This window comes from Pseudomonas sp. GW821-FHT01D09, assembly GCF_059422465.1.
This window is the reverse complement of the sequence record NZ_JBWKWY010000020.1, coordinates 62,894-80,561: the sequence shown is the minus strand read 5'-3', so window position 1 is coordinate 80,561 and position 17,668 is coordinate 62,894. Positions and strand designations below refer to the sequence as shown.

The window sequence follows — 17,668 nt, the reverse complement described above, 5'->3', positions numbered from 1 at the left end:
CGTTTGGATAAGCGCTAAAAACTGCATACCGCACCATTCCCACATGTATTGCCGCTGTTTTTTACACCCGTGTCGTTGAGCTGATAGTTCAAGCCCAGGCCAACCCCTTTGCTAACCGGAAACAACTTGGTGAAGTACATGTCCACCGCTTCCACCGTGGCACCAATCGTTGACTGCGGTACGTAAATCAAATCGCCACGTTGCAAGGCGACTCGTGGGTGATTCGGGTTAGTCAACATGCTCTCCAAGTTGATGAAGTACATATTGTATTTGCCGTTGGGACCGGTACGGAGTAGCGCAATGTTGGAGCTGTCCGCCGACGGCAACACCCCCCCTGAACTGAGCAACGCCTGCTCCACACTGACATTACCCGCCAGGTCGAAAAACGCCGGGCTAGGCACCGCACCGCCGATAAACACCTTGTTGCTCGGGGCGCTGGCGATGTTCACGGTCACCGCCGGTTCACGGTAGATGCGCTTGTACTTGTCGGTGATTTCCTTGCCCAGGTCTTCCGGGGTGCGCAAGGCCGCCTTGACCCGACCGATGTTGGGAATAGAGATCACGCCGTCGGGGCGCACGACGAACACGCTCATGTCGTCGGTCGCCGCCGGCTCCTGGGCATCGCGCACGATGCGCAGCAAGTCGCCGCTCTGGATCAGCACCTGCGGGGGCGGCAGGTCGGCCAGGGACAGCGCCGCCTGGTGGCCGGCCTTGAGCGTGTTGTTATCAGGAAGCGGCACCCGCGCAGGGGTCGAACAACCCGCCAGCCAGATCGAGGCACTCAACAGGCTGAACAAGGTAAGACGGGAACGTCGGTTGGTAGTCTTCATGACGGCTCAAGTCCAGTAGGTGGAAAACATGCCCAGGCGCTGCTTGAGCGATTTAGGCAGGTAGCGTTCAAGGTGGCCGAGGCGATAGCCCAGCCATTTAAAGGCACTACGCACCACCACTTCGGGGGCGCGGTGCAAGGCGTTGGCCTCGCGCAAGGCTCGCAATTCGGCCAGTACATAGCGTTTACCTTCACCGCCGGCATCGCCGAAGGCCTGGCGGATCCACGGCTCGCGGCCATAGAACACACCAATGTCGAAGTAGCGGTGAAACTCATCCATGAGTCGGTAATCGTGGGAGTGGTAGACCTGGGCGCTGGCGGCGTACTGCACCTTCCAGCCCGCCAGCAACAGGCGCGCGGCGACGTAGGCGTCCTCGCTGCCGATCACATCGGCCGGGAAGCCGCCCACCGCTTGCAGGGCGCTGCGCCGGTACACGGAAAACGAGTCGGAGCTAAAGCAGGTCTTGATCCCCAGTTGCGGCGCATCGGCCAGGCTTTTGCTGCGGCTGTGGGCCGGGTAGTTGAAGTGCCGCGACTGCGCGCCCAGCACGCCCGCGCCGGGGTGCGGCAGTTGCCGGCCATAGGCGACGCCGTTGAGCGGGTCCTGTTGCAGCTCGGCGAGCAGCTTGGCGAAGGTCTCGGGCTCGGCCGGGATCGCGTCCTGGGTCATCACGATCAGCGCGTCGCCGCCCACCTGCTCGCTGGCCCAGCGCCGGGTGCCGCCGTGGTTGAAGTCGCGCGCGGCGATCACTTCGACACGCGCGCCAAACGCGCGAAAGCGCGCCACCGTGTCATCGCTCGAGGCGCTGTCCACGACCAGCATTTCGTCGGGTTGCAGGGTCTGCATGCGCAGCGCCGGCAGCAGCCGGTCGAGGTGGCCGGCGGCGTTGCGGGTCGGGATGATCAGGGACGTACGCATCAGGGCTTGGGCTCGCTGGCGGGCGCACGGCCGTAGATGTCGTCGAAGCGCACGATGTCGTCTTCGCCCAGGTATTCGCCGCTCTGCACCTCGATCATCACCAGGTCGATGATGCCGGGGTTGGTCAGGCGGTGTTTGTGCCCGGCGGGAATATAAGTGGACTCGTTCATGTTGAGCAGGATCTCGCGCTCGCCATTGGTAATCATGGCTGCGCCGCTGACCACCACCCAGTGTTCGCTGCGGTGGTGGTGCATTTGCAACGACAGCGAGGCCTTGGGCTTGACCACGATGCGCTTGATCTTGAAGCGGGTGCTTTCCTCCAGCACGGTGTAGGTGCCCCAGGGCCGGGTGACGGTGCGGTGCAGGCTGAAGGCCGGATGGTTCTGGCGCTTGAGCTCGGCAACGATATGGCGCACATCCTGGCTGCGGTTGGCGTCGGCGATCAGGAGCGCGTCGGGGGTGTCGACGATAATCAGGTCGCGCACCCCGACCGCGCCCAGCACGCGCTTGGGCGAATCGATATAGCAGTTGTGCACATCGTGCAAGATCGCTTCGCCATTGATCTGGTTGCCGTTGCCGTCACTGGGGGTCAACTGGCGCAGGGCTTCCCAGGAGCCGATATCGCTCCAGCCGATATCACAGGGCACCACGGCGACCTGGGTGGATTTCTCCATCAGGGCCACATCAATGGCGATGTCCGGCGCGCTGCCAAAGCCTTGCGGGTTCAGCTCGCGCTGGCGGCTGCTGCTGTTCTGCAGGCTGGTGCTGTGTTCCAGCGCCGCCCTGGCCGCGTCCAGCACGGCCGGGGCGTGGGTCGCCAGCTCTTCGAGCACGGTGGCGGCCTTGAAGCAGAACATCCCGGCATTCCACAGGTGCTTGCCGCCGTCCAGGTAGGCTTGGGCGGTGGCCAGGTCGGGTTTTTCCACGAAACGCTGGACACTAAAGCCCTGGGCCAGGGCCGGGCCTTGTTCGATATAGCCAAAGCCGGTCTCGGGGCGGTCGGGCTGGATGCCGAAGGTCACCAGGTAGCCGGCGTCGGCCAAGGCGCGGGCCTGGGCCACGGCCTTGGCGAAGGCACTTTCATCGAGGATCAGGTGGTCGGCCGGCATCACCAGCAACTGCGCGTCACCACCGAAAAACTCCTGCACGTGCAGGGCGGCGACCGCGATGGCGGCGGCGGTGTTGCGGCCGAACGGTTCGAGCAGCAGATCCAGGCCCAATTGGGCGGTGTTGACCGCGCGGTAATCGTCGAGGGTGCGGAACAGCAGGTCGCGGTTGGTCACCGTCAATACGCTGTCGACACCTGGCAGGTGGCTGGCGCGCAGAAAGGTTTTCTGCAACAGGCTCTGGTCGTCGCGCATGCGCATGAACGGCTTGGGCATGTTCTGCCGCGAAACCGGCCACAGCCGCGTGCCCGAGCCACCGGAAATAATGCAGGGAATCAATCCGTTGAGGGGGTTCATCAATAGACTTCCTTGGTAGAAAGGACGGCCGGGATCGTCAAGAAAACGATGTACAGGTCAAACCACACCGACCATTTGGCGATGTATTCCAGGTCGTATTCGACCCGTTTCTGGATCTTGAACAGGGTGTCGGTTTCACCGCGGTAGCCATTGATCTGCGCCCAGCCGGTGATGCCCGGCTTGACCCGGTGCCGCGAGCTGTATTCGCTGACCGCTTCCTCGAACGGAATCCCGGCGGCCTTGGTGGCGGTGGCATGAGGGCGCGGACCGACCATCGACATATTGCCCAGCAGCACGTTGAACAACTGCGGCAGCTCGTCGATGCTGGTCTTGCGGATGACGCGCCCGACGCGGGTGATGCGCGGGTCGCGGCGGGTGGTCTGGCTCTCGGCATTGAAGTCGGTCTGCTCCACGTACATCGAACGGAACTTGAACACCCGGATCAGGTTGTCGTTGTAGCCATAGCGCTTCTGGCGAAACAGCACCGGGCCCTTGGAGTCGAGTTTGATGGCCAGGGCGGTCACCAGCATGATCGGTGAAAACAGCAGCAGGCTGACGCTGGCCAGCAACAAGTCTTCGCAGCGCTTGATAAAGGGCGACCAGCCGCGCAGCGGCAATTGCGATGTGTTGAACATCAGGATGCCGCCGACATCGGTGATGCGGTTATGGCCATAGCGCAGGGCGGCCATGTCCGGCACCAGCATGACGTTGACCGACATCTGCCGCAGGCGCTTGACCAGCCCGTTGACGCGCTGTTCGGCAGCCCAGGGCAGGGTGATCATCACCTGGTTGACCTGCTCGGAGCGGATCAGCTTTTCCAGGTCGCGGGTATTGCCCAGCAACGGCAGGCTGCTCAATTCCTTGGGAATGCGTTCGGTGCGGTCGTCGATAAAACCGATCAGGCCGGAGCGGATATCACTGTTGCGCGACAGGTGTTCGGCCACATGGAGGGCGGTGTCGGTAAAGCCGAGGATCACCGTGCGCTGCAGGAACTTGCCGTTCTTCATCAGGTTGCGGTACAGGCGCAGCATCAGGATGCGTTCCACGCCAAACAGCACCAGGCTCAGGGAAAACCAGAACATCAGGTTGCGCGGGCTCAACTGCGGGAACAGCAGCAGGATCTGGTACATGAACAACAGGATGCAAAACGCCGAGATCCACGCGACCAACATCACGCGAAAACGCAGGCGATTGCTGAACAGATCCTCGGAGTACACCCCCAGGGCCTGGAACAGAATGATGGTCAGGATCGCAAAAAACAGCAGCAGGCCGAGGTAGTGGTTACGCATTTGCGGGTCGACCGGATCCGGGTAGAACAACAGGATCATTGCCGGCAGGACCGCTGTCAGGCCGTGGAGTAATTTGACGAAAACCACAAAGAATTCAACAAAACCGGTACGAGTCAGAAACAGACTGTCGACTGACGACTTCTCACGCATAAATCATCCCTCAATACAACCACCAGGACTTCCCTGTTCTATTTGCTCATCCATAAGGCAGTTCTGCTTTATAAGTGGCGCAAGGCGAACGACTGCTTTCGCTGGGTCACGGGCAATTACCTGTCTGGGTGCAGGTATTTGCTAAGTAATGTCTAAATGATGGCTTCCTTCGAATATGTCGTCAAGGTTTTGACTTTATTTAAAGGTCGGTGCCATCGAGTTTCATAAGATACTCTTGTGGTGACGGTTTGTTGACATTCTTTGTCGGTTTTCTCAGATTTATCGAGAATGAGTAATGGCTTTTTGGGGTGTAGGAATAAAGGCGGGAATCACCCTGACGGGCAGGAAGCCCTTTCTTGACGGGGGAAGGAGCCAGCAAACCGGCCCCTACAGGGGGGGATCAGAAGTCGCCCTTGAGGCTCACCGTGAAATTACGCGGCTCACCATAGAAGTTACCCCAGGACGCGGTGCCTTCGCTGGCGGCGTATTGGGTGTCTTGCAGGTTGCGGCTGTGTTGGCGATGTCCATGTATGAACCCCGGTTCTGCTGGCTGACCACTGCCCGGCGGCGTGCGTATAGGCTGGTATCCGTGGCTGGGGTAGGACTAATCTACGGTTTTCCCTGGCGGATGAGTTGAGCATGATCGATCTCGCAACCCTGGCGGTTTTCTCTGGTTCCGTGCTGCTGTTGCTATTGTCACCCGGACCGAACATGGCCTTTGTCATCAGTCATGGGGTGAGCTATGGCTGGCGTGGCGGGGTGGCGGCCGGCCTGGGGATCGGGGTGGCGGACCTGCTGTTGACCGCATTGACCGCCACCGGCGTCACGGCCCTGGTGGCCAGTTGGCCGCCGGCCTTTGACCTGATCCGTTATGCCGGCGTGGTCTACCTGCTGTGGCTGGCGTTCAAGACCCTGCAGAAAAAGCCATCCCTGGACACCGCCCAGGTTGAGCGGGTCCGTCTGGGCGGGGTGTTTATGCGCGCCATGCTCAACAGCCTGCTCAACCCCAAGGCGCTGCTGTTTTTCATGGTATTCCTGCCGCAGTTCGTCAAGCCCGAGGCCGGTCCCATTGCCTTGCAATTGGTGCAACTGGGCCTGGTCCTGACCTTGATTGCCGGGGTGTTTCACGCGGTGCTGGGGATTTTTGGCGGGGCGATCAGCCGGTATTTTGCCGGCAGTGCCAGGACCGCCGGCTTGCAGAAGTGGGGCCTGGCTACGGTGTTGACGGTGCTGGCCGTGCGCCTGGCGTTGATGCCACGTACCTTGTAGACGACAAGCCCGCTCCCACAGGGGAAAATAGTTCGGCCTTCAGCCCAGCCGCGCCGCCGCCCGCGCGGTAATTTCGCCCCGGGTCTTGCGTGATTCAGTCGTGCGCTTATTGGCCTCGTCCAGCACAGACCGTGGTGCGGTGTCCGGCTGGCCGGCATTGAAGGGCGGGGCCGGCGCATATTCCAGCTGCAACTGCACCAACTGCGCCGCTGCTTCGCTGTACAACTCGGCGGCCAGGGTCAGGGCAAAGTCGATCCCTGCCGTGATGCCGCCGCCGGTAAATAGATTGCCATCTCGCACCACACGTTCCTGGACCGGGATCGCGCCAAGGGTGGCCAGCATGTCGTGATAGGCCCAGTGCGTGGTGGCCCGCCGCCCGCGCAGCAAGCCCGCCGCGCCCAGCACCAGCGCGCCGGTGCACACCGACGTCACATAACCTGCAGTCCGGGACTGCGCCCGCAGAAAGTCCAGGGTCGGCTCATCCTCCATCAACGGCCCAACCCCCGAGCCGCCCGGCACGCAGATCACATCCAGGGCCGGGCAGTCGTCGTAGGTGATGGTCGGCGCCAGCACCAACCCGCTGCTGGAGGTGATCGGCGCCAGGTCTTTGCAGATCAGGTGCAGCGCCACATCCGGCAAGGACGCCAGCACGTCGTAAGGGCCGGTGAGGTCCAGTTGCTGGATGCCGGGGAACAACACAAAGCCGATCTGCAAGGTCATGGTCAAACTCCAGGAAAGGGATGGACGGCTTCACTCTAGTGGCCTAGGCTTTGGCGTATACGCCATTGAGCCCACGAATCGCGCCAATCATGCCGAAAATCATCCATGTGCTCGCCTTTGCCAATGTGCAAGTGCTCGACGTCACCGGGCCCTTGCAAGTGTTTGCCTCGGCCAACGACCTGGCGCGCCAGCAAGGCTTGCCGCTGCCCTATGCGGTCAACGTGATTGCCGCCCAGGCCGAGCCGGTGATGACCTCTGCTGGCCTGGCCCTGGTGGCCGAGCCATTGCCTGGCGCCGAGACGCCCTGCGACACCCTGGTGATCGCCGGCGGCTGGGGCGTGTATGGGGCGGCCGAGGACCCGCAACTGGTGGCGTGGGTGCGGCAGAAAGCCACGCAGTCGCGGCGCATGGCCTCGGTGTGCACCGGCGCCTTCCTGCTGGCCGCCAGTGGCCTGTTGGACGGCTGCCGTGTCGCCACCCACTGGACGCGCTGCGAGGAACTGGCGCGCAAATACCCCAGGCTGCAGGTCGAGGCCAACCCGATTTTTATCCAGCAGGGCTCGCTCTGGACCTCGGCGGGGGTCACGGCCGGTATCGATTTGTGCCTGGCCCTGGTGGAAGAGGACCTGGGCCGCGCAGTGGCCCTGGACGTGGCGCGGCACCTGGTGGTGTTTCTCAAGCGCCCCGGTGGGCAGGCGCAGTTCAGCGTTACCCTGTCCCTGCAAAAGGGCGGCAGCCGTTTCAGCGAATTGCACGCCTGGATGGCCGAACACCTGCACCTGGACTTGAGCATCCCGACCCTGGCGGCTGCGTGCGGCATGAGCGAGCGCAGCTTTGTGCGTCACTACCGCGCCGACACCGGCCAGACCCCGGCACGGGCGGTGGAACTGCTCCGCGTGGAAACCGCACGCCGGCAACTGGCCGACAGCGCCGTGGCAATCAAGCGCATCGCCGCGCAATGTGGCTTTGGCAGCGAAGAAACCATGCGCCGCAGTTTTATCCGCGCCTTGTCGATCACCCCGCAGCTTTACCGCGAGCGGTTTTCGGCACCGGCCTGAGTCTGTTCCAGCAATTCAAACAGGGCTTCCAGCGTGGCTTGCGGTGCTTCCTGGGGAATATTGTGGCCGACCCCGGCGAGTACCCGGCGCCGATAAAACCCGCTGAAATTGCCCACGTCGTCATCCACCTCGGGCGCCGGGCCGACCCCGTCGTCGGCGCCGCACAGCGAAATGCTTGGCACCGCAATCGGCGGCGGCTGCACCAGCGCCTGTTCAATCCCTTCCAGCGCCGGATCACCCTCGGCATACATAAAGCGATGGCGATAGGAGTGGATCACCACCTCGACAAAATCCGGGTTATCAAATGAGGGTGCCGTTTGCGGGTAAAGGCTTGGCCCCTCGGCCCAGGAGGGCGACCAGAGTGACCACAACAGCTCACACAACTCGCGGCGGTTAGCGGTCAGGCCATCGACGCCCCGTTGGGTGTGGAAGTAGAACTGGTACCACAACCGATGCTCGGTGACCGGCGCGCGTGGCTGGATGGACTGGGCAATATCTTGAATGTTGTAGCCATCGCCCGTGACCAGGCAGCGCACACGCTCGGGCCAAAGCGCCGCGACAATGCACGCGGCGCGCCCACCCCAGTCATACCCGGCGAGGGCGGCCTGCTCGATGGACAGGGCGTCCATGAAATCCAGCAGGTCCTTGGCCAGCGCCGCCTGTTGGCCGGAGCGCGGCACCTGGGCGTGGGCAAAACGGGTCGGGCCATAGCCGCGCAGGTAAGGCACCAGCACGCGGTAGCCAGCCTCGGCCAGCACCGGCGCAATGGCATCGTAGCTGCGGGGGTCATAGGGAAAACCATGCAGCAGGATCACCACCTCACCCCCGGCCGGGCCATGGGCTTCGTAGGCGATGTCGAGCATGGGCGTGCGGATAGACAGCAGCGCGATCGAGGGGCTCATCGGGACTCCTTTCGGGTCACAGCAGTGAGCCTGGACTTTAGCGCGAAACCGCGATGTGTTCACGGGCCCAGCGCGGGTTCTTGAATAGAGGAGGGACAGCTCCCACAAGGGTTTTGCTGCGCTGCTCGATTCTTAAGGCTGCCACACGTTTTTCTGCCCACTCAACTTGCGATCCAGAAACGTCGCCGCGCTGATCAACGCCAAATGGCTCAAGGCCTGCGGGGTGTTGCCCAGGTGCCGTGCCTGGCTGTCGAATTCCTCGGCATATAACCCCAGCGGGTTGGCATAGCGCAACAGTTGCTCGAACTCCAGATGGGCCTTTTCCACTTGCCCCGCGCGCGCCAGGCATTCGACATACCAGAATGAACAGGCGGTAAACGCACCTTCGGTGCCTTGCAAGCCGTCGATCTGGCTGTCGTCATTGCGGTAGCGGTACACCATGCCGTCGCGCACCAGGCTTTTCTGGATCGCCTCCAGGGTCGACAACCAGCGCGGGTCGGTGGCCGCGACGAAGCGCACCAGCGGCATCAACAGCATCGAGCCATCCAGGGCCGTGCTGCCGATATGCTGCACGAAATGCCCGCGTTCCTCGTTCCAGAAGTTGCTCCAGATGTCTTCATAAATCGCCTGGCGGGTCTGGTCCCAGCGGGCGAAGGGCGCCGGCAATGAGCGTTTGGAGGCCAGGCGGATGGCGCGGTCGAGCGCCACCCAGCACATCAGCCGCGAGTGCAGGAAGTGATGCTGTTCGCCGCGCATTTCCCAGATGCCGACGTCTTTCTGGTTCCAGGTCTCGCACACCTGGTCCACCACTTCCCGGGTGTGTTTCCAGCCCTCATGGGAGATGGCCTCGCCGTACTTGTTGACCAGGTACACCGCGTCCATCAGTTCGCCAAAAATGTCCAGTTGCACCTGGTCAACGGCCCCGTTGCCAATGCGCACCGGCTGCGCGCCGCCGTGGCCGCGAAGGTGAGGCAACTCGGTTTCCGGCAACTGTTGGCGGCCGTCGATGCCATACAGGATGTTGATTTTCATCGGCCGCCCCTGGCAGTCGCTGACGCGTCCGCGCAGCCAGCGCATGTAGTCATTGGCTTCCTGGACAAAACCCAGGCGCATAAAGGCGTAGACGGTGAATGAGGCGTCGCGGATCCAGGTGTAGCGGTAGTCCCAGTTGCGTTCGCCGCCGGGGGCTTCCGGCAGGCCGAAGGTGGCCGCTGCGAGAATCGCGCCGTGTTTGCGCGAGGTCAGCAGTTTCAGGGCCAGGGCCGAGCGATTGACCATTTCGCGCCAGCGCCCGCGGTAGTTGGACTGGGCCAGCCAGCCCCGCCAGAAGGCCAGGGTGCGCTGCAGGCACAGGTCGGTGCCGCGGCTGTCGACGCGTACATCGTCGAGGGCGCCGAGAACAAATTCGGCGCCCTGGTCCTGGTCCAGGGTAAAGCAGGCGACGGCGGCATCGTCCTCGATCTGCACGGGCAGGCTGCTGGCCAGGCGCAGGCCGGGCAGGCCCGGGGCTTTAAAGCACACGTCGGCGTTATCCGCCGTGGCCCGGGTGGGGGCCCGGGCATAGTCATGGCGTACCGCGCAGCGCATATGCACGGTGGCCTTGCCGCTGATCACCCGCACCCGGCGGATCAGCAGGGGCAGGTCATCGACGTCATCGCTGATGCTCAGCAGGTCGGTGATTTCCACCACCGCCTCATCACTCAGCCAGCGGGTTTGCAGGACGTTGGTGTCCGGCAGGTAGATCTGTTCCCGGCGCGCCCCGGGCAGGTCCGGGGTGAGCTGGAAGATCCCGGCGGCGGGGGCGTCCAGGAGCGAGCAGAAGATCGACGGGCTGTCGAATTCCGGCCAGCAGAAAAAGTCGATGCTGCCCTGGTCGTTGATCAGCGCCGCACTGCGCATGTCGCCGATGATGCCGTGGGCATCGATGGCACTTTGAGGTTCGTTGTTCAGATCGCGCATTGTCCACCCAACTTTTCTTCCAGGAGTCCCTTGAGCTGACTGACGGCGTGCGGCACAAGTTCAGCGGCTTGTCTGGAATGCGACGATGGCTGTCTATATCTATCGTTTTCGCCATGGGGCTTTTGGTTAGAATCTCCGGCTTAACGACGTGAGACGCTGCCCATGACAACTGCGCACCGGCCTTGGCTTGAGGCTTATGCTGACAATTACCGTAACGATGAAGTGGTGCATCCCCATTGTCATACCCAGGCGCAATTGATTCACGGTGTCTCCGGGGTGATGGTGGTCAGCACGGCCCAGGGCAGTTGGCTGGTGCCGTCCGGGCATGCGTTGTGGGTACCTGCCGGCACGCCCCACGAGATCCGCATGGCCGGCGAGGTGCATATGCGCACCTTGTTCCTGCTGCCCGAGGTGGAGCCGAGCCTGGGCCGGACCTGCCAGGTGATCGAGGTCTCGGCGTTGCTGCGCGAGCTGATCGTGGCGGCTACGCTGATTGCCGGCGAAGTCAACAGCCCGCGCTTGCAGGCCATGGTGGAGGTGATCCGCATGGAGCTGCTGGCCGCGCCGGTGGTGGCCATGCATGTGCCGGTGCCCGGCGAAGCACGGCTGGCCAAATTGTGTACCCGGTTTATCGGCAACCCGGCCGATGACAGCAGCCTGGAATCCTGGGCCGACACCCTGAATATGAGCGCGCGCACCCTGAGCCGGATCTTCCAGCGGGAACTGGGCATGAGCTTTGGCGAGTGGCGTAAACGCGCACGCCTGGCCTTGAGCCTGAAGTTGCTGGCCCAGGGCGCCTCGATCCTGGAAGTGGCGCTGGAACATGGTTACCAGAGCCCGAGTGCGTTCAGCGCAATGTTCCGGCGCTCGCTGGGTTATCCGCCGAGTCATTTCCGCCCCCGGGCCTGATGTTGCTTCATGTAACCCAATTGTCCATTTGGCGACGATACATGGCCTTGGCGCGGGCGAATCCGCCAGGGCGCGTGCCTACTCTGCAAAGCTCATTCTTCAGCGAGCTTTGTGATGCCCAGCCTTGTCGTTCATCCCCCCACTAGCAATCGATCCCCGGCAGCCCTGGCCCTGCTTCTGCTGGGCACGCTGGCCGGATGCAGTGGCCTGCCCGACGAGCCAGCAGCGCAGTTGACAGCCCAGGCGACGCCGCCTTTGTCCAGCGGGCCGGCGACCCAGGCGCTGCCCGCGCACTGGTGGCAGCTTTACCGTGACCCGCAATTGGATCTGTTGGTCGAGCAGGCCTTGAGCCACAACCAAGACCTTGAGGCCGCCGCCGCCCATGTCGACGCGTTATTGGCGCGCCTGGAGCAGGTTGAGGGCGAACGCCAACCCTCGACCCGCCTGGCCTACGGCGTAGGCTACGGCCGCAGCCGGGATGACCAGACCCTGGCCCAGGCCAGCGGGGAGCAGGCCGATGCCGAGTGGAGCCACGCCCCCGGGTTCTCCCTGAGCTACACCCTGGACCTGTGGGGTGAGATGCGTTACCGCCTGGCCGCCGCCCGCGCGGATGCGCAGGCGGCGCGGGCGCTGGAGGATGAATGGCGGGTGACGGTGGCCGCGCAGACCACACGGGCCTACGGCCAGGCCTGTGTCTATGCGTTCAGCCGCCAGGTGCAGCGCCATTCGGTGCAGGTGCTGGAGCGCAGTGTCGACGTCACTCGCCGGCTGCAGAAGGCCGGCGCGGCGACAGCGCTGGACCTGGCGCGCCTCAATGGCCTGCTGGAAGAAACCCGTGCGCCGCTGCCCCTGTTGGCTGCCCGCCATCAGGCGGCGCTGTATGAACTGGCGGTGCTCAGTGGCCTGCCGCCGTTGGCGGTGGCCCGGCAAACCTGTGCCCAGCGTCCGCAATTACAGGCGCCGCTGCCCGTGGGGGATGGCTGGGCGCTGGTGCAGCGGCGTGCCGATATCCGGCGTGCCGAGCGCCAGCTGCAATCGGCCACGCTGGCCATCGGCATCGCCCGCGCCGCACTGTATCCACGGGTGACGTTCGGTGCCGCGCTGGCGTCTTCCGCCAGCAGCCTGGGCAAGCTGGGGGACAATGAGGCGCTGGTGTATTCCGTGGGGCCGTTGCTGTCCTGGCGCTTTCCCCAGCGCGGCGTGGCCCGGGCCCAAGTGGGGCAACGCCGGGCCCAGGCGCGGGAGGCCCAGGCGCGTTTCGACGGCACGGTCCTCAGCGCCTTGAAACAGGTCGAGCAAGCCCTGGTGCTGTACCAGGCCGAACAGCAGCGCCGCCAGGCTCTGCAAGCCGCGCTGGACCACCGCCAGCAGGCGTTCGAGCTGGCCACCCGCAGTTATCGGGCCGGTGCCCTCGATGCCCTGCACCTGCTGGACAGCGAGCGCAGCCTGGTCACCCTGCAGGCCACCCTGGCCCGGGCCGACCTGCGCTTGATCAACCGTCAGATCGACCTGTTCCAGGCGCTCGGTGGCGGCTGGCAACGCGACGATCAACCTCAACCCTTACCCCTTGCTGCCCTTGGAGCCAAGCCATGAACCAGGCTGTTGAACCCGCGACCCTGCCATCCACCTCCGGCTTGATGGCGCGCCATCGCCGCGTACTGCTGACGGGCGCATCACTGGTGACGTTGTTGGGGGTGGGGTTGTTTGCCGGGTATTGGTGGCAGGTGGGGCGCTTCCTTGAAGAAACCGACGATGCCTATGTACGCGCCGATTGGGTGGCGGTCAGCCCGCGTATTGCCGGCTACGTGGCCCAGGTCCTGGTGGAGGACAACCAGCCGGTCAAGGCCGGGGATGTCCTGGTGCGTCTGGATGACCGCGACTTTATCGAGCAGTTGCGCAGCACCCAGGCCCGGTTGCAGCAGGCCCGGGCGGCGGCGACGGCCCGTCAGTCGAGCCTGCATACCCTCGATGCGCGTCTCGATGAGCAGCAGCAACGCATCGCCCAGGCCGAGGCGGCCTTGCATAGCAGCGAGGCCGAGGCCCAGCGCGCGCGCCTGGACTTTCTGCGCTACCGCGATCTGGTGGACCAGCAGATTGCTACCCGTGAGCGCCTGGAAACTGCCAGCGCCGGCCAGGCCAAGGCCCTGGCCGCCGTGACCCAGGCCCGTGCCCAAGTGGCCCGGCAGCAGGCCCAGTGCCAGGTGTTGCAGGCGCGCCGCCAACAGGCCCAGGCGCGGATTGCCGAATCCCAGGCCCGGGTGGGCGAGGCCCAGGCCAACCTGGCCCTGGCCCAGAATGCCTTGAATGACACGGCGATCCGCGCGCCGTTCGACGGGGTCGTGGGCCAGCGCAAGGTGCGTCGCCAGCAATATGTGATGCCAGGCCTGCCATTGCTGGCCGTGGTGCCGGTGGAGCAGGCCTATGTGATTGCCAACTACAAGGAAACCCAGTTGCAGCACATGGCCCCGGGGCAATCGGTGGATATTGCGGTGGACAGTTTTGCCGGCCAGCGCTGGCGCGGCCAGGTGGAAAGTATCGCCCCCGGTTCCGGCGCGGTGTTCGCCTTGTTGCCGCCGGACAACGCCACCGGCAATTTCACCAAGATCGTCCAGCGCTTCCCGGTGAAAATCCGCCTGGTCGAGGACGAGGCCAATGCGCCCGCCATCTTGCCGGGGATGTCGGTGATTGCCACGGTGGACACCCGTCCGGCCAGCCAGCAGGACCGGGCCCATGGTGGTTGATGCGCGCCCCGCGACCGTCTCGTTTCGCGCCTGGGTCGCGGTGATCGGTGGCTTGTTCGGGTGCTTCATGGCCGGCATGAACGTGCATGTCACCAGCGCCGCGCTGCCGGAAATCGAAGGCGCCCTGGGGGCCACGTTCGAGGAGGGCTCGTGGATTTCCACGGCTTACCTGGTGGCCGAAATCATCATGATCCCGCTGACGGCGTGGCTGGTGCAGGTGTTCTCGTTGCGGTGGGTGATGCTGTGGGGCTCCGGGGTATTTCTGGTGGCCTCGGTGGCGTGTTCGATGGCGCCGAACCTGCCGGTGATGATCATCATCCGGGTCATCCAGGGCGCGGCGGGGGCGGTGCTGATCCCGTTGTCGTTCCAGTTGATCATCACCGAACTGCCCGCCAGCAAGATCCCCCTGGGCATGGCCCTGTTCAGCCTGGCCAACAGTGTGGCCCAGGCGGCGGGGCCGTCCATGGGCGGCTGGTTGACCGATGTCTATTCGTGGCGCTGGATCTTCTACCTGCAACTGTTCCCCGGCGTTGCCCTGTTGGCAGCCGTGGCCTGGTCCATCGAGCGCCAGCCGATGAACCTGGGGTTGTTGCGCCAGGGCGACTGGCTGGGCATCGCCTGCATGGTGCTGGGGCTGGGGGCCTTGCAGATCGTGCTGGAGGAGGGCGGGCGCAAGGACTGGTTCGGCTCGGCCTTTATTGTGTGGATGAGCCTGGCGGCGGCGCTGGGCCTGGTGGTTTTTGTCGGCCGGCAAGTGTGGGGCGGCAAACGCTTTATCAACCTGCGGCTGCTGGCGCACTACAACTTTGGCGTGGCCAGCTTGGCGATGTTTATCTTTGGCGCCAGCACCTATGGCCTGGTGTTCCTAGTGCCCAACTACCTGTCACAGATGCAGGGCTATAACGCTAGCGAAATTGGCCTCAGCCTGATCGCCTATGGCCTGGTGCAACTGGTGCTGGCACCGTTCCTGCCACACCTGATGAAGTGGCTGAGCGCCAAGATCCTGGTGGCCTCGGGTTTCGCGATCATGGCCCTGGGCTGCTGGATGGGCGCGCATTTGTCGGCAGACAGCGCCAGTAACGTGATCATCCCGTCGATCGTGGTGCGGGGCATTGGCCAGCCGCTGATCATGGTGGCGCTGTCGGTGCTGGCGGTGCATGGGCTGGCCAAGGCCGAGTCCGGTTCGGCCTCGGCGGTGTTCTCGATGTTGCGCAACCTGGGCGGCGCGGTGGGCACGGCCTTGCTGGCGCAACTGGTGGTGGTGCGCGAGCAGGTGCATTCGGCGCGTATCGGTGAGTCGCTGAGCATCTTTGAACCGGCCTTGCAGCAACGCTTGCCGGGCGGCGGCCTGCTGCAGGAGCAATGGCCGGATCAGCAGCAAGTGCTGGGCTTGCTCGACCAGGGGGTGCGGCAGCAGGCCTTCTTGATGGCTTACAGCGATGCGTTCTACCTGGCGTGTGTGGCGTTGACGTTGTGTGCGGTGGCGGCGTTGTTGCTTCGGCGCACCTGATGGCTGTCGCGGGCTGTCAGCGCTGGGGTTTCAACCCCCGCAGCAGCAACTCCAGCCCTTGCAGCGCTTGCTCCAGGCATTCATCCGGGCGTTCGGCATGGGCAATCCATTGCGCCGTATCCACCAGGCTGCCATTGATCAAACGGGCCAGCGCCAGGCTGGGAGCCTGTTCAATCAACCCGGCGTGCATCAACCCCTCCAGCAGCCCGCGCAATGATTGGATGCATTGCTGCTGGGCTGCGGTATTTTCGCCAAGTACCGCCGGTGCATCTTGCAGCACGATGCGCTGGATCTCGGGGTCCTGGGCCATGCGCAGATAGGCGCGACAGCGTTCGCAAAAACCATTCCAGGGGTTGGCGGCCTGGGCGCTGATCTGCTGTAGACGCTCGTCCATTTCGTTGTCGAGTTGCGCAACCACCGCAGCCAATAGCCCTTTTTTATCGCCAAAGTGATGGTACAGCGCCCCACGCGTAAGGCCGGCGCGGGCGGTGAAATCATCCATCGAGGTATTGGCAAAGCCTTGGCTGGCAAAGGCCTGGCGGGCACTGGCCAGCAGGCGGGCGCGGGTTTGTTCGATCATCTCGGCGCGGGCTCGGCTCATGGGAAAACGCTCGCTATCGGCGGGTGAGTGGTTGACATACGCTGCGTATGTTACTCATTATTTGTCACATACGCAGCGTATATCTTTTCCCCGGATGGCATTGAATGGCACGCTCCAGGGTTCCCAGCAAGAGGTCACGCACCATGGCAAACCCCTACGCCGAGTTGTTCCAGGCGCCAGGTTCCAGGGCTTTTGTATCGGCCGGCATGCTCGCCCGCATGCCGATTTCCATGACCGGTATCGGCTTGATCACCATGTTGTCCCAGCTGCGCGGCGGCTATGGGTTGGCGGGCGCGGTGGCGGCGACGTTTGCCCTGGCCACGGCCTTTTGCGCGCCGCAGGTTTCACGGCTGGTAGACCGTTACGGCCAGGGCCGTGTATTGCCGGTGGCGGCCATGATCGGTGGTACTGCGCTGCTGTTGCTGTTGCTGTGCACCCGTTTGCAGGCACCGGACTGGACCCTGTTTATCTTTGCCGCCCTGGCCGGTTGCATGCCCAATATGTCGGCCATGGTGCGGGCGCGCTGGACCGCGATCTACCGTGGCCAGCCCCGGCTGCAAACGGCCTTTGCCCTGGAATCGGTGCTCGACGAGGTGTGCTTTATCCTCGGCCCGCCGCTGTCGGTGGGGTTGTGCGTGCTGCTGTTTCCCGAAGCCGGGCCCCTGGCGGCGGCGCTCTTGCTGGCAGTCGGCGTGACCAGTTTCGTCCTGCAAAAACAGACCGAGCCTGCGATCCATGCGCATCATGGCCCTCAGGGGCGCTGGTTGATCGCCTCCCCCAAAGTGTTGGTGCTGATGCTGCTGTTAATGGCCATGGGCACCATCGTCGGCGTGGTGGATGTGGTCAGCGTGGCGTTTGCCGAGCATCAGGGCCAACCGGCGGCCGCCAGTATTGTGCTGTCGGTGTATGCCATTGGCTCGTGCCTGGCCGGGTTGGCCTTCGGAGCCCTGCGCTTGACGATGCCATTGCACCGCCAGTTCCTGTTCTGCGGCCTGGCCACGGCCCTTACCACCCTGCCGTTGCTGTGGGTGGGGGATATTCTCGGGCTGGCGCTGGCGATCTTCGTTTCCGGGCTGTTCTTCGCCCCCACACTGATTGTGTCCATGGCCCTGGTGGAAAAAGTCGTGCCGGCCAGCCGCCTGACCGAAGGCATGACGTGGTTGATCACCGGCCTGAGCATTGGCGTGGCACTGGGGGCGGCGAGTACTGGCTGGATGATCGACCGCTTCGGTGCACCCAGCGGGTTCTGGGTGGCGCTGGTGGCGGGGGCGGTGGTGCTGGTGTCGGCGCTGCTGGGCGCGCGCTGCTTGGGCCCGGGCATGGGCCGTCAACCCTGCACGGGGTGATGC

15 protein-coding genes are annotated in these 17,668 nt (G+C 64.0%); 7 read left to right on the top strand and 8 right to left on the bottom strand.

Annotated features, from left to right (window positions below; translation table 11 throughout):
- Nucleotides 1-14 precede the first annotated feature (14 nt).
- From AC07W7_RS17915 to AC07W7_RS17900, 4 genes are read right to left on the bottom strand one after another with little or no spacing between them, the layout of a single operon-like run.
- Nucleotides 15-830 carry a polysaccharide biosynthesis/export family protein gene (locus AC07W7_RS17915; protein WP_495039807.1) on the bottom strand — a complete coding sequence of 272 codons (816 nt, stop codon included), beginning with the start codon at nucleotides 828-830 and terminating at the stop codon, nucleotides 15-17.
- A gap of 6 nt (nucleotides 831-836) precedes the next feature.
- Complete coding sequence (locus AC07W7_RS17910) at nucleotides 837-1,748, bottom strand: glycosyltransferase family 2 protein (RefSeq protein ID WP_495039806.1); 912 nt, start codon at nucleotides 1,746-1,748, stop codon at nucleotides 837-839.
- Nucleotides 1,748-3,211: a mannose-1-phosphate guanylyltransferase/mannose-6-phosphate isomerase gene (locus tag AC07W7_RS17905; protein ID WP_495039805.1), complete on the bottom strand. Its 1,464-nt coding sequence runs from the start codon at nucleotides 3,209-3,211 to the stop codon at nucleotides 1,748-1,750. The genes AC07W7_RS17910 and AC07W7_RS17905 overlap by 1 nt, the downstream gene beginning before the upstream one ends.
- The gene (locus AC07W7_RS17900; protein ID WP_495039804.1) at nucleotides 3,211-4,650 is read right to left on the bottom strand and encodes an undecaprenyl-phosphate glucose phosphotransferase; all 1,440 of its coding nucleotides are present in this window, start codon (nucleotides 4,648-4,650) and stop codon (nucleotides 3,211-3,213) included. The genes AC07W7_RS17905 and AC07W7_RS17900 overlap by 1 nt, the downstream gene beginning before the upstream one ends.
- Nucleotides 4,651-5,289: 639 nt before the next feature.
- Between AC07W7_RS17900 and AC07W7_RS17895 the strand changes: the two genes are divergently transcribed.
- Nucleotides 5,290-5,919 (top strand): LysE family translocator, encoded by a 630-nt coding sequence (locus AC07W7_RS17895; protein ID WP_495039803.1) that lies wholly within the window; start codon nucleotides 5,290-5,292, stop codon nucleotides 5,917-5,919.
- Nucleotides 5,920-5,958: 39 nt separating this feature from the next.
- Here the strand turns inward: AC07W7_RS17895 and inhA are convergent, their stop codons facing one another.
- Complete coding sequence (gene inhA / locus AC07W7_RS17890) at nucleotides 5,959-6,639, bottom strand: isonitrile hydratase (RefSeq protein ID WP_495039802.1); 681 nt, start codon at nucleotides 6,637-6,639, stop codon at nucleotides 5,959-5,961.
- A gap of 89 nt (nucleotides 6,640-6,728) precedes the next feature.
- Between inhA and AC07W7_RS17885 the strand changes: the two genes are divergently transcribed.
- Entirely contained in the window at nucleotides 6,729-7,697 is a 969-nt protein-coding gene (locus tag AC07W7_RS17885; RefSeq protein ID WP_495039801.1) for a GlxA family transcriptional regulator, read from the top strand.
- Here AC07W7_RS17885 and AC07W7_RS17880 read toward each other — a convergent pair.
- On the bottom strand, nucleotides 7,667-8,599 hold the full coding sequence (locus AC07W7_RS17880; RefSeq protein WP_495039800.1) for an alpha/beta fold hydrolase: 933 nt from the start codon (nucleotides 8,597-8,599) through the stop codon (nucleotides 7,667-7,669). The two genes, AC07W7_RS17885 and AC07W7_RS17880, sit on opposite strands and share 31 nt — an antisense overlap.
- 132 nt (nucleotides 8,600-8,731) lie before the next feature.
- Nucleotides 8,732-10,558 carry a glycoside hydrolase family 15 protein gene (locus tag AC07W7_RS17875; protein ID WP_099170419.1) on the bottom strand — a complete coding sequence of 609 codons (1,827 nt, stop codon included), beginning with the start codon at nucleotides 10,556-10,558 and terminating at the stop codon, nucleotides 8,732-8,734.
- Between the two features lie 162 nt (nucleotides 10,559-10,720).
- On the opposite strand from AC07W7_RS17875, the gene AC07W7_RS17870 reads away from it, so the two are divergent.
- The 4 genes from AC07W7_RS17870 (at nucleotide 10,721) to AC07W7_RS17855 (ending at nucleotide 15,718) form a co-directional block, all read left to right on the top strand.
- Nucleotides 10,721-11,467 carry an AraC family transcriptional regulator gene (locus tag AC07W7_RS17870; protein WP_076963959.1) on the top strand — a complete coding sequence of 249 codons (747 nt, stop codon included), beginning with the start codon at nucleotides 10,721-10,723 and terminating at the stop codon, nucleotides 11,465-11,467.
- Nucleotides 11,468-11,581: 114 nt separating this feature from the next.
- Nucleotides 11,582-13,060, top strand: coding sequence for an efflux transporter outer membrane subunit (locus tag AC07W7_RS17865; RefSeq protein ID WP_495039799.1), 1,479 nt, complete (start codon nucleotides 11,582-11,584; stop codon nucleotides 13,058-13,060).
- Nucleotides 13,057-14,208, top strand: a complete 1,152-nt coding sequence (locus AC07W7_RS17860; protein WP_495039798.1) for an HlyD family secretion protein — start codon at nucleotides 13,057-13,059, stop codon at nucleotides 14,206-14,208. Before AC07W7_RS17865 ends, AC07W7_RS17860 begins: the two co-directional genes overlap by 4 nt.
- Nucleotides 14,198-15,718 carry an MDR family MFS transporter gene (locus AC07W7_RS17855; RefSeq protein ID WP_495039797.1) on the top strand — a complete coding sequence of 507 codons (1,521 nt, stop codon included), beginning with the start codon at nucleotides 14,198-14,200 and terminating at the stop codon, nucleotides 15,716-15,718. Before AC07W7_RS17860 ends, AC07W7_RS17855 begins: the two co-directional genes overlap by 11 nt.
- Before the next feature lie 16 nt (nucleotides 15,719-15,734).
- Here the strand turns inward: AC07W7_RS17855 and AC07W7_RS17850 are convergent, their stop codons facing one another.
- Nucleotides 15,735-16,319 carry a TetR/AcrR family transcriptional regulator gene (locus AC07W7_RS17850; RefSeq protein WP_076963955.1) on the bottom strand — a complete coding sequence of 195 codons (585 nt, stop codon included), beginning with the start codon at nucleotides 16,317-16,319 and terminating at the stop codon, nucleotides 15,735-15,737.
- Nucleotides 16,320-16,462: 143 nt separating this feature from the next.
- Between AC07W7_RS17850 and AC07W7_RS17845 the strand changes: the two genes are divergently transcribed.
- Complete coding sequence (locus tag AC07W7_RS17845; RefSeq protein WP_495039796.1) at nucleotides 16,463-17,665, top strand: MFS transporter; 1,203 nt, start codon at nucleotides 16,463-16,465, stop codon at nucleotides 17,663-17,665.
- The last annotated feature ends 3 nt before the right edge of the window (nucleotides 17,666-17,668 follow it).

Coding starts and splice junctions, on each gene's coding strand:
- AC07W7_RS17915 (WP_495039807.1), bottom strand. CDS start 830: ATGAAGACTACCAACCGACGTTCCCGTCTTACCTTGTTCAGCCTGTTG.
- AC07W7_RS17910 (WP_495039806.1), bottom strand. CDS start 1,748: ATGCGTACGTCCCTGATCATCCCGACCCGCAACGCCGCCGGCCACCTC.
- AC07W7_RS17905 (WP_495039805.1), bottom strand. CDS start 3,211: ATGAACCCCCTCAACGGATTGATTCCCTGCATTATTTCCGGTGGCTCG.
- AC07W7_RS17900 (WP_495039804.1), bottom strand. CDS start 4,650: ATGCGTGAGAAGTCGTCAGTCGACAGTCTGTTTCTGACTCGTACCGGT.
- AC07W7_RS17895 (WP_495039803.1), top strand. CDS start 5,290: ATGATCGATCTCGCAACCCTGGCGGTTTTCTCTGGTTCCGTGCTGCTG.
- inhA (WP_495039802.1), bottom strand. CDS start 6,639: ATGACCTTGCAGATCGGCTTTGTGTTGTTCCCCGGCATCCAGCAACTG.
- AC07W7_RS17885 (WP_495039801.1), top strand. CDS start 6,729: ATGCCGAAAATCATCCATGTGCTCGCCTTTGCCAATGTGCAAGTGCTC.
- AC07W7_RS17880 (WP_495039800.1), bottom strand. CDS start 8,599: ATGAGCCCCTCGATCGCGCTGCTGTCTATCCGCACGCCCATGCTCGAC.
- AC07W7_RS17875 (WP_099170419.1), bottom strand. CDS start 10,558: ATGCGCGATCTGAACAACGAACCTCAAAGTGCCATCGATGCCCACGGC.
- AC07W7_RS17870 (WP_076963959.1), top strand. CDS start 10,721: ATGACAACTGCGCACCGGCCTTGGCTTGAGGCTTATGCTGACAATTAC.
- AC07W7_RS17865 (WP_495039799.1), top strand. CDS start 11,582: ATGCCCAGCCTTGTCGTTCATCCCCCCACTAGCAATCGATCCCCGGCA.
- AC07W7_RS17860 (WP_495039798.1), top strand. CDS start 13,057: ATGAACCAGGCTGTTGAACCCGCGACCCTGCCATCCACCTCCGGCTTG.
- AC07W7_RS17855 (WP_495039797.1), top strand. CDS start 14,198: ATGGTGGTTGATGCGCGCCCCGCGACCGTCTCGTTTCGCGCCTGGGTC.
- AC07W7_RS17850 (WP_076963955.1), bottom strand. CDS start 16,319: ATGAGCCGAGCCCGCGCCGAGATGATCGAACAAACCCGCGCCCGCCTG.
- AC07W7_RS17845 (WP_495039796.1), top strand. CDS start 16,463: ATGGCAAACCCCTACGCCGAGTTGTTCCAGGCGCCAGGTTCCAGGGCT.